Source organism: Neomoorella carbonis, assembly GCF_045278715.1.
GTDB classification, from domain to species: Bacteria; Bacillota; DSM-521; order Neomoorellales; family Neomoorellaceae; genus Neomoorella; species Neomoorella carbonis.
In genome coordinates this window covers 121,751-135,808 of sequence record NZ_CP136420.1, presented here as the reverse complement: position 1 = coordinate 135,808, position 14,058 = coordinate 121,751, and the positions used below count along the sequence as shown (strand labels likewise).

15 protein-coding genes are annotated in these 14,058 nt (G+C 55.2%); 1 reads left to right on the top strand and 14 read right to left on the bottom strand.

From position 1 onward, the window contains the following. Positions 1-10 precede the first annotated feature (10 nt). From MCACP_RS00745 to MCACP_RS00695, 11 genes are all read right to left on the bottom strand, one after another. Complete coding sequence (locus MCACP_RS00745) at positions 11-724, bottom strand: CvpA family protein (RefSeq protein ID WP_406677505.1); 714 nt, start codon at positions 722-724, stop codon at positions 11-13. A 306-nt stretch (positions 725-1,030) separates the two neighbouring features. After that, the gene (gene panB / locus MCACP_RS00740; protein ID WP_406677504.1) at positions 1,031-1,840 is read right to left on the bottom strand and encodes a 3-methyl-2-oxobutanoate hydroxymethyltransferase; all 810 of its coding nucleotides are present in this window, start codon (positions 1,838-1,840) and stop codon (positions 1,031-1,033) included. Between the two features lie 369 nt (positions 1,841-2,209). Continuing rightward, complete coding sequence (locus MCACP_RS00735) at positions 2,210-3,436, bottom strand: NAD(P)-dependent malic enzyme (RefSeq protein WP_406677503.1); 1,227 nt, start codon at positions 3,434-3,436, stop codon at positions 2,210-2,212. A 117-nt stretch (positions 3,437-3,553) separates the two neighbouring features. Then, positions 3,554-4,450 (bottom strand): HpcH/HpaI aldolase/citrate lyase family protein, encoded by an 897-nt coding sequence (locus tag MCACP_RS00730; protein WP_406677502.1) that lies wholly within the window; start codon positions 4,448-4,450, stop codon positions 3,554-3,556. Between the two features lie 13 nt (positions 4,451-4,463). Continuing rightward, positions 4,464-5,360, bottom strand: a complete 897-nt coding sequence (locus MCACP_RS00725; RefSeq protein WP_406677501.1) for a succinate--CoA ligase subunit alpha — start codon at positions 5,358-5,360, stop codon at positions 4,464-4,466. Between the two features lie 20 nt (positions 5,361-5,380). Further along, on the bottom strand, positions 5,381-5,689 hold the full coding sequence (locus MCACP_RS00720) for a hypothetical protein (protein ID WP_406677500.1): 309 nt from the start codon (positions 5,687-5,689) through the stop codon (positions 5,381-5,383). Next, positions 5,686-6,954 (bottom strand): ATP-grasp domain-containing protein, encoded by a 1,269-nt coding sequence (locus MCACP_RS00715; protein ID WP_406677499.1) that lies wholly within the window; start codon positions 6,952-6,954, stop codon positions 5,686-5,688. Before MCACP_RS00715 ends, MCACP_RS00720 begins: the two co-directional genes overlap by 4 nt. Before the next feature lie 203 nt (positions 6,955-7,157). After that, positions 7,158-7,613, bottom strand: coding sequence for a DUF441 domain-containing protein (locus tag MCACP_RS00710; protein ID WP_406677498.1), 456 nt, complete (start codon positions 7,611-7,613; stop codon positions 7,158-7,160). 77 nt (positions 7,614-7,690) lie between these two features. Then, positions 7,691-8,410: a 2-phosphosulfolactate phosphatase family protein gene (locus MCACP_RS00705; RefSeq protein ID WP_406677497.1), complete on the bottom strand. Its 720-nt coding sequence runs from the start codon at positions 8,408-8,410 to the stop codon at positions 7,691-7,693. Positions 8,411-8,550: 140 nt separating this feature from the next. Further along, on the bottom strand, positions 8,551-9,366 hold the full coding sequence (locus tag MCACP_RS00700; protein WP_406677495.1) for a phosphosulfolactate synthase: 816 nt from the start codon (positions 9,364-9,366) through the stop codon (positions 8,551-8,553). 129 nt (positions 9,367-9,495) lie between these two features. Next, positions 9,496-9,771: a YqhV family protein gene (locus MCACP_RS00695; protein WP_406677494.1), complete on the bottom strand. Its 276-nt coding sequence runs from the start codon at positions 9,769-9,771 to the stop codon at positions 9,496-9,498. A gap of 76 nt (positions 9,772-9,847) precedes the next feature. On the opposite strand from MCACP_RS00695, the gene MCACP_RS00690 reads away from it, so the two are divergent. Next, a complete protein-coding gene (locus MCACP_RS00690) occupies positions 9,848-11,068 on the top strand; it encodes an MFS transporter (RefSeq protein ID WP_406677493.1) in 1,221 nt (406 codons plus the stop codon). A 29-nt stretch (positions 11,069-11,097) separates the two neighbouring features. On the opposite strand, the gene phoU is transcribed toward MCACP_RS00690, so the two are convergent. From phoU to folP, 3 genes are all read right to left on the bottom strand, one after another. Next, positions 11,098-11,769 (bottom strand): phosphate signaling complex protein PhoU, encoded by a 672-nt coding sequence (gene phoU, locus MCACP_RS00685; protein WP_406677492.1) that lies wholly within the window; start codon positions 11,767-11,769, stop codon positions 11,098-11,100. Between the two features lie 103 nt (positions 11,770-11,872). After that, complete coding sequence (pstB, locus tag MCACP_RS00680; protein ID WP_406677491.1) at positions 11,873-12,631, bottom strand: phosphate ABC transporter ATP-binding protein PstB; 759 nt, start codon at positions 12,629-12,631, stop codon at positions 11,873-11,875. A 148-nt stretch (positions 12,632-12,779) separates the two neighbouring features. Further along, positions 12,780-13,982: a dihydropteroate synthase gene (gene folP, locus MCACP_RS00675; RefSeq protein WP_406677490.1), complete on the bottom strand. Its 1,203-nt coding sequence runs from the start codon at positions 13,980-13,982 to the stop codon at positions 12,780-12,782. Positions 13,983-14,058: the final 76 nt, after the last annotated feature.

Below are 14,058 nucleotides of genomic sequence, written 5' to 3'. Positions count from 1 at the left end.
TGCCAATCCTCTAGATTAGGGTATGCAACAGCCCGGCCAGCCAATCATAAAAATTGCCCAGCTGGCGGGCCATGCCGGAGTTGTAGAGCTGCCGGGCCAGAGGTAAAAAACCCGGTGCTGCCGTTATGGCTGGCAGTGCCAGGAAGGAGCGCAGCAGCCCCACCAGCAATGCCAGACAAAAGACCTGCCCCAGGAGGCCCAGGGCCAGGCCCAGACCCCGGTTAAGCAAACCGGTAGAGGCCATATTTATCCCCATGGTACCCCAGCGAGCCAGGCGGCGTAAGAGAAATAAACTGCCGTAAAAAAGAGCCACCAGGGTTATTAATTCCAGGCCCAGGAAGACCATCTGACCCGCCAGGGCCTGGCCCACCGTACCTCCGGAAACCTTCTCCAGGCCATCCAGCAGGCTCTGTTTTATCATACCCGGTAACGGCGTGGCGTTTAAAAGGATTTCCAGCTGTCCGGCGGCTGCCTTACCTAAAGGCTGGCTGAGAACCGGCCGCGGTAATGGTAAGAGGGGAGCCAGCCAGTTACCCCAGCGATCGGTTAAGTGCCAGGCCTGGTCCAGGGCCTCAGCCAGGGGCCGGGCATAGAGGGCCGCCGCCAACCCCGCCACCAGGTAGCTGAGCCAGCCGGCTATCAGGTTAACAAAACCCAGGCGGTAACCCCGCCAGGCACCCAGGGCCAGGAGCAGAAATAGAAGCAGGTCCAGATAATTGAGCAACTAGCAGTGTCCCTCCATACATTCTACCCTGAAAATAACTTCGCTTCAGGCTGGCATTGTTTTTGCTCGCTCCCTGGTCCTCGCGGATCAGCCTACGGCTCAGCCTCGGGGCTCGGGCGGGGTTCCCGGCCTATTCGGCATCCTTGCCTCAGAGGCCGGCCTCGGACATCCTGTCCTCGGCCCCGCCCTCGCTCCTCGGCTTCGCCAAGGCTGCTCAACCGCTCGGACCAAGTCGCTCGCTCCAAACAAATGCCAGCCCGTTATTTTCATCCTTCTAATGTGTCGCGTTAGCGGTATGAGGGTCTTTTACCGGAAACTGTGTTCTTCACCCGGGAATCTCCCCTGGCGGACTTCTTCCCGGTAATCGGCAAGGGCCTTGACAATCGCTTCACCCAGGTTGACATAGCGCTTGACAAATTTGGGCTGGAAGCGGTCAAAGAGGCCCAGGAGGTCATGGTAAACCAGCACCTGGCCGTCACAATGAGGTCCGGCCCCAATGCCGATGGTAGGCACCGGCAATTCCGCCGTTATCCGCCGGGCCAGATCCGCCGGTACGCATTCCAGTACCAGGGAGAAAACGCCGGCCTCCACTAATGCTTCCGCATCGGCGGCAATTCTATCGGCCGCATCTTTCTCCCGTCCCTGGACGCGATAGCCGCCCAGCTGGACTACCGACTGGGGAGTTAACCCCAGATGACCCATAACCGGGATGCCGGCATCGACGATAGCCCGAACCATGGGTACCATGGCCCGGCCGCCTTCCAGCTTGACGGCATCGGCCCCACCCTCCTTCACCAGGCGGCCGGCATTATAGACAGCGTCCGTTACACCGGCCTGATAGGAAAGAAAAGGCAGATCGGCCACCACCAGCGCCGCCGGGTTGGCCCGCATGACGGCGCGGGTATGATGCACCATCTCATCCATAGTTACGGGTACTGTACTTTGGTAGCCTAGGACCACCATACCCAAAGAATCGCCTACCAGCAGCATGTCCATGCCGGCCCGGTCGGCCAGCAATGCTGAAGGATAATCATAAGCGGTTACCATGGTGATTTTCTCCCCCCGCTCCTTCATGGCCTGGAGCTGGGGTAAGGTAACCTTGGTACGTGCGGCCATTTTCCCCCTCCTTATCCCATATGTTACCATGATAACAGCAGCTGGGATTATTGACCAGCTATATGCTTATTATAACAGAAAATCCCCCTGCGGGGGATCGGCTGCCGGCTTTACCTCCAATGGGAATTCCGGTGGTGAGGTCGCAGGATGGGGAACGCTGCTGGGCTGCGGCGCTTCCTGCGGATATTCAGGAGAGTCGATACGGTTGACCAGTTTAAATCCACCTGCCTTTTTTTATTATTATACCCGCAGGGGGAAAAACGCATGCGCAGCCAGAAAAGCCGCCCGGAGCGTTCCTCCGGGCGGCTCGCCTCCGACCAGGCGCTTGGAACCCCTGGCCCGGGGTCGTTGCGCCATGGTTTCTGGATGTTATTTCGCCAGGCCGATCAGCTCTTCCGTATGTTTCTTCACCCATTCGGGATCCTTCGGCTCGCGGGCCACGCCGCTCTCGACGGCGGCCCTGGCCACGGCCGCTGCCACCGCTGGTGCCACCCGCAGGTCGAAGGCTTCCGGCATGACGAAATCAGGTGACAGCCTGTCGCCCACCAGGTCGGCCAGGGCATGGGCGGCGGCAATCTTCATCGGCTCATTGATATCGGAAGCCTTCACGTCAAGGGCTCCACGGAAGATGCCGGGGAAGCCCAGGACGTTATTGACCTGGTTGGGGAAGTCGCTCCGCCCCGTGCCCACAACGGCGGCGCCGGCTTCCCGCGCCTTGTCGGGATAGATTTCCGGAATGGGGTTGGCCATGGCAAAGATGATGGGATCCTTACCCATGGAGCGGACCATGTCCTGGGTAACGGCGTCTTTGACCGAGAGCCCGATAAAGCAGTTGGCGTCTACCATGGCGTCGGCCAGGGTGCCGCTGCGGTCTTCTTTGTTCGTGACCTTGAGCATTTCCTGTTTTTCCTTATTGAGGTCCTGGCGCTTTGAGGAGACAATTCCCCGGGAATCGCAGAGGATTACGTCTTTTACGCCCACACTGAGCAGGAGCTTGGCAGTGGCAATGCCGGCCGCTCCGGCGCCGTTAATCACTACCCTGAGGTCGCCCAGCTCCCGCCTGGTTATCTTACAGGCGTTGATGATCCCGCTCAAGACCACCACGGCCGTACCGTGCTGGTCGTCGTGGAAAATGGGAATATCAGTAGTTTCCTTGAGGCGCCGCTCGATTTCAAAACAGCGGGGTGCAGCAATATCCTCCAGGTTAACGCCGCCGAAGGTGGGGGTCAGGAGCTGCACTGTCCTGACAATCTCATCCACATCCTGGGAATCGATGCAGATGGGAAAAGCATCGACGCCGGCAAAGGTTTTAAAAAGCAGGCTTTTCCCTTCCATCACGGGCATGGCCGCCCGGGCGCCAATGTTACCGAGGCCGAGGACCGCCGAGCCGTCGGATACAACGGCAACCTGGTTCCAGCGCCGGGTGTAGACGTCGACGAGTTTGGGATCTTTATGGATTTCTTTGCAGGGCTCGGCAACACCGGGGGTATAGGCCAGGGAAAGATCCACCCCGTCCCGGACCTGTACCCGCCCCCGTACTTCAATTTTACCCTGCCATTCCTTATGCAGCTGCAGGGCCCTTTCCTGGGTATTCACAGCCTGTCATCCCCCTTTTTTCTGTTTAAGTACCGGTACCGGGTTTCCCGGCAACCGCGTAGTTATAAAAGGGGCCGGCAGCTTTCCTGGAAGCCGCCAGCCCCGGTTTCCCCACGGTTAAGCGTTCTTCCTGGCTGCTTCTTTAGCCTGGATCTCTTCGTAAGCGCTCAGGATATCCTTGGCATTGAGGTATACCGGCGTGTCGACCATCTTACCCTGGTAAGAGATGGCCGCCTTGCCCTTGGCAATGGCTTCCTCTTCAAAGGCTTTCACTACGCCGCGGGCCCATTCCACGTCGGCAGGGTCCGGGGAGTAAAGACGGTTGGCGGGTTCCACCTGGCTGGGATGGATCAACATCCGGCCTTCATAACCCATCTGGCGGCCCTGGAGCACGCTCTTCTCGAAGGCTTCCATATCCTGATAAGCGACAAACGGGCAGTCAATGGCTACTACCCCTGCCGCCCGGGCGGCCACTGCCATATGGGCGCGGGCGTATTCTTGCTCTTTGCCTTCCGAGGTCAGTTTGACCCGCATATCCTTGCAGTAGTCCACCGCGCCGAAGATGGCACTGACTACCCGCGGGCTGGCGATGCAGGATTCATAGGCATTGATTATTCCTTTAGCGGTTTCCAGGAGCAGGGACACCTTGATGCTCCCTATAGGCAGGCCGCGGCGACGTTCCAGTTCTTCCAGTTTCCAGTCCAGGCGTTTGACGTGGTCGGGATGACCGCACTTGGCCAGGGTGACGCCATGCAGGCCCTCATAAACAATGGCCTCCAGATCGTCATTGGTCATTTCGGTTTCCCAGTTGTTGATGCGCACGTATACCTCCGAGCCGTTGGCACCGACAGCCTTCAGGTTTTCGCGGACAAGTTTCCGCGCGTTTTCCTTCTCCGCCGGGGGTACGGAATCTTCCAGGTCGAGGGTGATTATATCGGCGGGGAAAGTCGGCGCTTTGGCAATCATCCTGGGGTTGTTGCCGGGAACGTAAAGGACAGAACGCATTACGGGCATTGCTTATTACCTCCTAATGCTTGAGTACGTTTTTGAGGATACGCGGGATATCATTCGGGCTCATGGCCACATAGCCACCGGCTTTCTGGATGGCTTCCATCTTGCTCTTGGCCGAACCGCGGCCCCGTTCCACAATGCTGGAGGCGTGGGAGAAGCGCTGGCCTTCCGGTGCCCAGGCCCCTGCCACGTAGATAACGAAGGGTTTGGTAAATTTCCCGGACGCAATTACTTCCGCACATTCTTCTTCCTGGGTACCGCCGATCTCGGAAAATACCGCTACCGCTTCCGTCTGGGGATCTTCTTCAAAAAGGGGCAGCAGGTCGGCGAAGGAAGTCCCCAGCACCGGTTCCGTACCCGTGTGGACGACGGTGCTTACGCCGTAACCGTTTTCCTTGAGGATCCAGGGAATAGTTCCCGACTGGCCGCCGCTGCGGGAGAAAACGCCGATCGGCCCGGGCCGGAAGAAGGAGTTGGCCCATTCCACGTTGCCGCCCAGCCAGCCCACTACCGCCTCGCCGGGCGTAATGATGCCGATGGAGCCAGGGCCGATGAGCCTGGTCCCCTTCAGCTTGCAGTATTCCACCATTTCCATGATGTCGTGAATGGGGACCGATTCTACGCAGGGGACGATATTTTTCACGCCGGCGTCGGCGGCCTCTTTAACCGCTGCTTTCAAAGCCCGGCCGGGTACGAAGATCACGCTGAAGTCAATTTCCCCGTGTTCGGCAACGGCCTGCTTGACGGTATGGTAGACGGGAATGCCCGCTACCTCTTCGCCGCCCTTACCGGGGCTCGTCCCGGCCACAACTTTCGTGCCGTAATCCTTCATATACTTGGCCCGGAGGGAACCCTCCCTGCCGGTAATTCCCTGAACAATAACCTTGGTGTTTCTATCGATTAAAATCCCCATGCTAATCCCTCTTTATCCTTTTACTGGTTGGCGTTGTCTTCCAGCAGGCCCCGCTTGCGCAGGTACTCGTCCAGTCCTTCAATGGGAACATCAATTTTAATGGCGCTCTTGCCGCGGAACCAGCATTCATACTCGCAGGCAAGGCATTCTGTCCCCCGGCGCTGGACTTCATCTTCGGTCAAATGGGCCACCGAAGGTATACCGTCCTTAAGCTGCAGTATCCCCCGGGCAAACTTTTTACACGCGTCGATGCAAGCTTTCGTTTCACACTCGCTGCACTTGCTGGTGTCGATGGCGACTTTAATTGTTCTTTCCCAGAATTCAATCACTGGTTTCCACCCTGCTTTCGCTTCTCGGCTTGATATTCTTTAACAAGGGCCAGTAACCTTTGCCCGATAAAATCGGTATCGGTGACATGCTCCCGGCCGTAGATCTCCACCCTGGTGGCGCCCTCGACATTGCTTAACCCTTCGCGTAAAATGGCGAGGGATTCTTCTTCCTTGTTTCCGCAGAGCAGTAAGACACAGGGCAGGCCGGGTTTCTTGGGCAGGATCTCCCGCAGGGCCTTCACGACGGCGTGGGCGTGGTGCCATTGTTCCTGGTTGGCCATCATGAAGCCGCCCAGCAGGTAGCCATCAATGTTAGGCTGGGAGAGAACCACCTTGGCTACCCGGTACACCTTGGAAGCAACCGGATTGCCGCTGGTGTCAGCGTAGTTTGCCGGCTTCAGGTTGACCTTGTTAAGGGCGTCCATGCCCATCATGGCCGACCCGCCGCCGATGGGATGGTAACCGATATAACCCGGACTTTTCTCGTCAAAGCCCATGCTCATGACGAAACCGGAACCGCGGGTGTCGGTCTTTTCAATGCCCCAGCCGATACGGTCCAGCTCCGTGGGCTCGTGGGGGAAGTCCCTGGCAATTTCAATGCCCATTTCCGGATGACGGTAAACGCTGCTGTTGTCGACCTCCATCTTGCAGTCGGCCGCCACCAGTTCCCCGCTGGCGGTTAAGACCAGGGGGTTGATCTCCAGGGTAAAGCAATCATATTTTTTATAAGCATTCCACAGCTTGACCAACAGATTGGCAAAGGTCATCAACTGGTCGTTGGGGATGCCGGCCTGCACCAGAATGTCGACGGCGTCATAAACTTCCAGACCATTTAAGGGTGAAATTAAAAGCTTAAAAATCTTCTCTTCCGGAACACTTTCAATGTCCATGCCGCCCTCGGTGCTGAACATCATCATGGGGCAGCGGGCATTGCGGGCGGAATTAACAATAATAGTCACGTAGAATTCCCGGGCGATATTCAATTTCTCTTCCACCAGGACCTTGCGTACCGGATAACCTTTAATTACCGTGCCAAGAATAGATGCCGCTGCCGCCCGGGCTTCTGCCGGGGTGTCAACTAGTTTTACCGCTCCTGACTTACCCCTGCCGCCAGCCTGCACCTGGGCCTTTACTGCGACGGGCTTACCTATCTCCGCCGCAATCTGTTCCGCTTCTTCCGGCGAGGATGCCGCCCGGCCTACAGGAACCGGGATTCCCGCCTTGCGCAGCCATTCCTTGCCTTGATACTCTAACAGCTTGGCCATACTTTCGTCCCTTCCACAAAAATTTATTTTATTGGAAAGACGATATGCACCCTATCTCCTCCCATCCCCCCTCTGCATCTGCATCTATTTATATCTGTTTAGGCTGGCAAAAAGTGTTAAGCTACCCTATAGGGGTATCAATTCTTTATGCTATTATATATATACTTGATGAAATTAAAAAATCCTGCTGGTTTGAAAAAAAATTATCGCAGCCATGCCAGCAGGTTGACCAGCAGGGCGGCGATACCGCCGGCCATAAGGGGGCCTACGGGAATACCGCCGAAAAAGGCCACGCCGATAATGGAACCTATAACCATACCGATCATCATCTGGGGAAAACGCTGGAGCAATTCCAGGCCCTGGCAGTTCATATGGGTGGCAATAATCCCGCTGGCGATGGCTATTATGCCGGGTAGGGAAACAACGGAGGCAAGCATATCCCGCGCTGAAACCCGGCCGGAAGCAAAGGGTACCAGTACGGAAACCACAAGAAAAATAAGGCCGGCCTCCAGAGCGCGGCGTTCAAGAAAAGGATAGATTTTTTGCAGGTTGGTAAACTGAAGGAGTAAAAGAATGGCAGCAGCGGCGGCAATTACGTTCGATCGCCCCAGGATGCCCAGCAACATAATAAGTAACAGGATCGCCGTTGTCGCGTTCATAGAAATACGCCCCTTGTACCAGCCATCCTGTACCATATTATATGCCATGGCAGCCGGGACAAGAACGCCATACGGCGTTAGCCGGCCTTTTTAATAATACCGCCGCCGTACACCGGAACGACATCAATTGTACCTACCCGGGAACAGAATTCAACATCGGCTTCCAGTCCAAGGTCGGCCAGGAGCCGGCCATGAAAACTTTCTTTCATGGCTGCCGACGGATCATCCCGGTGGCAGTAATAATAATCCCTTGCTGCCAGGGCGCCGTCGCGCAAGATAAATTCTCCCAGACCGGCAAGCCGGTCAACCAGGAATCCGGCGGCCAAAAAATCTTCCAGGGAGAAACGATCTCTGGTACCGGCACAAATAATGGTGATGTCTGTTGCTGCCGCAGCAGCCATCTCGGCCACAGCCGGAGCGTTGAGCATGGCGCCCAGGAATACCTGGCGGCCGCCTGCGGCCCGGCGAATGGCTCTGGTGCCGTTGGTAGTGGTCATAATCAACCTTTTGCCGGCTACAATTTCAGGCGTATACTCCAGGGGGGAATTGCCCAGATCGAAGCCCGGTATTTTTAACGCATTGCGCTCACCCCCAAGGAGTACCCGCTCATCCCCCAAGCGCTCGCGCATCTCAATAGCTTCTTCGGGTGTAAGGACAGGAATTACCTCCAGACAACCGGCTGCCAGGGCCACCGTAATGGTGGTCGTTGCCCGCAGTACATCAATAACTATAACCGCTTTATTATTAATGGCCTCATCCGGTATGCCATTTATACCCGCAAAGACATCGATTTCCAAACTCCATCGCACCTCCAACGTCTTTCCGGTTCAGTAGTTATTCGCGAAAGATAGGGCAGATTCCTGCCAGCCAGGAAGTAATAGGGAATAATTAAACGGGAAGCAGGAGCCCCGCCGCCGGCTCCCGCTTCCCGTATTTATTAACCTGCTCCAGCCGCTTTCAGGGTAGTCTTTAAGGTGTCGCCCCGCAGCCCCACCCGCAGAGCTTCCAGGGCCAGGATATCTCCGGGCTGGACATTGCCCAGGTTAACATTGGGCCCCAGGCGCATTATTAAAGCCTGCTGCTGCTGCTTCTGGGGCGCCTCCCATATGACCCGGTCCGGATCCTTGATGCCGGCCAGCAGGTTTTCCAGTAGATCTTCTCTGACAGCCCCGCGGCTGTCGTAAATGACGACTCCCTGGCCTGATTCCCGTCCCTCGACGATGACATAGTCGGCTCCCGCCTCCAGGTCGACAGCAATCTGGCTCAGGAGATAGGTTGTGCTTAAGGCATCCCGCGGGTCCTTCTTGCCCACTTCAGTTATAACACCAAACCCTGCCGCCCGGGCCTGGCGCACCGCCGCCAACCGCACGGTCCGGCTCAAGTCAATGGTTCCATCGGAAATTTCAATAAAAGTATACCCCAGTTCCCTGGCCGTTTGCAGGTAAAGGCTTAGCCTCCCCTGAAGTACGGCGACTTCAAAGAAGGTACCACCGGGAAAGATATCAACACTGTAAGAGCGTGCCAAGCGAATTTTTTCCCGTAAAATAGCTGCCGGATAAAATACGGAAGTGCCAAAACCTAGTTTAATGAAATCAATATAGGGTGCTGCCACCTCCAGCAAATCCCTGAACTCCGTCAGCCCCAGGCCCTTGTCAATAACCATGGTCAATCCCGCTCGCCTTGGTTTTTGCTGGCGTCCACCAATGGGAAATTCCAGGACATCATTCCAGGCGGCAGTTGTTTTTTCCAGCATTCATGTCGCCCCTTCCTGCATGTTTATTTTTTAACTCGCTTTTTTATCTTTATGCCCCGGCCAGGAAAGGGGTAACAAGATTGCCGGCGGTACTTTTTCACAGGTCTGACGACTGTTGCCCCACCATTATTACCGCCTGAGGCCGTAAAAAATAAGTCCCACTCCCATGATAATGGTCAGCATTTTAACAGGGGGAATTTTACCGGCCAGGCCCCAGAGCCCCAAGGCCATTACTGTCAGCATAACTGCCGGACCAACAAAAGCCAGAGTGGCATTTATTTTTAAAGCTGCCTCAACCCGGTTCAATTTTAACATCAGGATGGCTGCCGTTAACTCAATCATACTGGACAGGACGCGCACAGCCGCCATAGCCAGCACATGTTTGTCCGGCACATAGAAAAACATGGCATCTCCTCCCATTATTTTTTATGCGCTGCCGAGAGAAAATAGAAGCAGCATCTTTTCTAGGAGGTTTTCAAGGTTGCAGCCATCTATAAAATTGCCCTTTGCCATCCTGTGTGCCGTACCCTTTATCATGGTCCTGGGCAACTCCATGCTGGTTCCCCTGCTACCGGTCATGCGCACCACTTTGAATGTCAGCCTGGTCCAGATCAGCCTTTTTATAACAGCTTTTTCCCTGACGGCCGGCCTGGTCATCCCCTTTGCCGGTTTCCTGTCCGATGCCTACGGCCGCAAGCCTATTATGGCACCGGCCCTGATGATTTACGGTCTGGGAGGCCTGCTGGCCGGCCTGGCAGCCTGGCTGGTGGCTTCCCCTTATTACCTGATCCTGGGCAGCCGCATCCTCCAGGGTATTGGTGCCGGGGGTACTTACCAGCTGGCTATGGCCCTTACCAGCGACATTTTCCAGAGCAGGGAGCGCACCAAAGCCCTGGGTTTGCTGGAAGCTTCCAACGGCCTGGGCAAGGTAGTCAGCCCCATTGCCGGCTCCCTTGCCGGCCTCATCGCCTGGTTCGCTCCCTTTTTTGTCTATGGCTTCCTGGCCATCCCCATTGGTCTGGCTGTGTGGTTCTTCATTAAAGAACCTTCGGGGCAAGATAAAAACACGGTAACCTTCCGCACCTATTTCCGCGACCTGGGCCAGGTTTTCCAGACCCGGGGCTTATCCCTCCTGGCCTGCATCCTGGCCGGGATGGTTGTACTTTTTATCTTGTTCGGGGTTTTGAGTTACGTCTCCGATATCCTCGAAGCAGATCACGGCATCCGGGGCCTCAGTACCGGCCTGCTTATAGCCATTCCCGTAGGTACCATGGCCCTTACTTCCTATTTATCCGGTAGTTACCTGCAACAAAAGACCGGCAACTTCTTGAAGATGACCGTTGTTGCCGGCCTGGTCCTGGAGACCGCAGCCCTGATAGTTATGGGCTTCTTTGATAATATCTATATCTTTTTCCTGGCCATGGTGGTCATGGGGATCGGTACAGGTATCGTCCTGCCCTCAGTCAATACCTTGATAACCAGTGTGAGCGCTAAGGAAAGGGGCGGCATTACCTGCCTTTACGGTTCCATGCGTTTCTTTGGCGTCGCCCTGGGACCCCCGGCCTTTGGCCTGGCCATGACCCTGGGCCGGCTGCCCCTTTTCCTGGGAGCCGCCATTCTGGTAGGACTGATAACCTTTTTAACGGCTACCTTTCTCCAGACGGAAAAAATGCTGCCCCCGGAACTGTTACCCGGTCATTAAAAGACCCGGGTTAGCTTAACCCGGGTCTTTCAATCGTTTAATTCTTTCCGTTCGCCGGTGGCCAAGTAAATCGCTTCCTCGGCTATATTGGTGGCATGGTCGGCTATCCGCTCCAGATAACGGCTGACAAAGAGCAAATAGGTGGCCTGGGTAATGGTTTTGGGATCTTCCATCATGAAGACCAGCAGTTCCCGGAAGACCTGGTTGTGGAGCATGTCGATCTGGTCGTCTGCCCTGGCTACCGTATAGGCCAGGTCTGTATCTTCCCTGACATAAGCATCCAGGGCCTGCTTGACCATTACCTGGGCTAACTCCGCCATGCGGGGAATATCAATCAAAGGCTTGATCAAAGGCTGGCCGGTTTCGAGGATACGCTGGGCAATACGAGCAATATCAACAGAATAATCGGCCATACGCTCCAAATCGGTAATAATCTTAAATCCGGCGGCTATTTTGCGTAAATCCTTGGCCATGGGCTGCTGGGTGGCAATAAGCTTTAAACACTGGTCTTCAATCTGTAACTCCATCTCGTCGATAACAACATCGCCCCCAACCACTTCAGCGGCCATCCGGGCATCCTGCCTGGCCAGGCATTCTACTGACTTGGCAATGGTTTGCTCAACGATACTCCCCATGCGCAGGATGTTTTGTTGCAAATCTTCCAGGGAATGTTGAAAGCCCTGCCTGGTTGTGATGGCCATAGCTTGCCCTCCTGTAAGTTTGTTACCTTCCATTATATTCACCTCACTTCCTCTTTGTGACTTTTATGGGTTAAAAAGATTTTTTCTCTTAATTAGAGGTAATTTAACCGAAGCGACCGGTAATATAATCCTCCGTCCGCTGGTCGCGGGGCCTGGTAAAAATGATTTCCGTATTATCGTATTCCACCATCTCCCCGTTAAGGAAGAAAGCGGTATAGTCGGAAACGCGGGCTGCCTGCTGCATATTATGGGTGACAATGACAATGGTATATTTTTCTTTAAGGACACGGATGAGCTCTTCAATTTTTAACGTGGAAATAGGATCCAAGGCCGAAGAAGGTTCGTCCATGAGAACTACTTCCGGCTCCACGGCTAATAGCCTGGCAATGCACAGGCGCTGCTGCTGGCCCCCGGATAATCCTAAGGCCGGCTGGCGCAGGCGGTCGGCCACTTCTTCCCAGAGGGCCGCTGCTTTAAGACTCTGCTCCACAATTTCGTCCAGTTTTTTCCTGTTCTTAATGCCATGAATCCGGGGACCGTAGGCCACATTATCATAAATGGACATTGGAAAAGGATTGGGACGTTGAAAAACCATACCTACCCGTTTGCGTAAGTTGATGACATCAACATCGGGAGCATAAATATTCTCCCCATCTAAAAGAATTTCCCCTGAAAGTCGTACTCCTTCAATGAGGTCGTTTAAGCGGTTTAAAGTGCGCAAAAAAGTAGACTTACCGCACCCCGAGGGGCCGATGAGGGCTGTGACGGAATTGGGTTTTATCTCCAGACTGACATCCTTTAAGGCCCATTTAGAACCATAGTAAAAATTTAAATTGGTAACTTTTATTTTGGGTTGGATCATAAAAAATGATTACCTCCCGGTCGGGGCCAAACGAAACATGTCAATCACCAGGTCCAGAAATGAAGTGCATAAGCAAAAAGGGCACTCTTGCCCCTCCATTTTACCTTAAGAATATTTAAACGGCAATAGGAGCAACTTTAAGTTTAAGTTAACGCCGGCGTACAATGGCGTCGGCCATCCTGGCCACCCGCACCATGGCCCGGACGTCATGAACGCGAATTATATCGACCCCATGGGCAATACCAAGGGCCACCGTAGCGGCCGTTCCCTCCAGACGCTGGTCGACGGGTAGCTCGAGGGTCTTACCAATCATTGACTTGCGCGAAGTGCCCAGGAGGATGGGTTTGCCCAGCACCTTTAGCTCCCGTAAACGGCCCATTACTTCCAGGTTTTGCTGCAAGTCCTTGCCAAAACCAATACCAGGGTCGACAATAATCTGCTCCGGGGGTACCCCGTTCTCTTCTACCAGGCGGATACTTTCTTGCAAGGAAGTCAGGATATCAAACATTAGATCCCGGTATGCGGTGCCCTGCTGGTTGTGCATGATAATGACAGGTGCCTGGTAGCGGCCACAAACAGCGGCCATATCGGCATCACCCCGGCAACCCCAGATATCGTTAATGATGTCAACTCCCAGGTCCAGGGCCCGCCGGGCTGTAACAGCCTTGTACGTATCTACGGATATAGGGACTTTGATTTCGGCCACCAGGCGCTTTAAAACCGGTTCCAGGCGCCGCCATTCTTCTTCGGCCGGCACCGGGTCGTGACCGGGACGGGTTGATTCCCCACCTACATCAATAATATCGGCCCCTTCTTCCACCAGACGGTGGGCATGCTCCACCGCCGCGCCGGGGTCATAAAAAAGGCCCCCATCGGAAAAGGAGTCCGGCGTTACATTGACAATTCCCATGACCAGGGTCCGCCGGCCCAGGACAAGGGGACCCCGCGGGCATTTGATCTCCTGAATGCCGGTCTTTTCCCATCTGTCCAGGGCAGCTTGAATAGCGACGGCCAGCTTGTTTAAGCCAAAGTACTGCCGGGGCAGCTTTTCTACCAGAAGCTCCAGCTGGCGCCTGGTGGCAAAGAGGAGGACATCGGTCTTGTCAACGGACCAGCCGGCTACGCCTGCCGCCATGGCCGCTTCGCCGCCCCGGGCCAGCATTTCTTGTTTTAAGATATTGGCCGCCCTGGCCGGTACATCTTTTAGCTTGAGGCAGTAATGCAGAGCCTTGGGCACCATCAGCTCAATGCCCCGGCCTTCGACGCCAATCTCCACCATCAATTTTTGGGCCGTTGCTGCGTCGGGAACGTTGATTATTTCTATAGTTTCCTGCCAGGACACAGAATTCATCTCCCCCGCTATATTATACCATTCTCCGCCCGGCAGCAAAAACCCCACCGCAAGGGGTGGGGCCAGGCATAATATT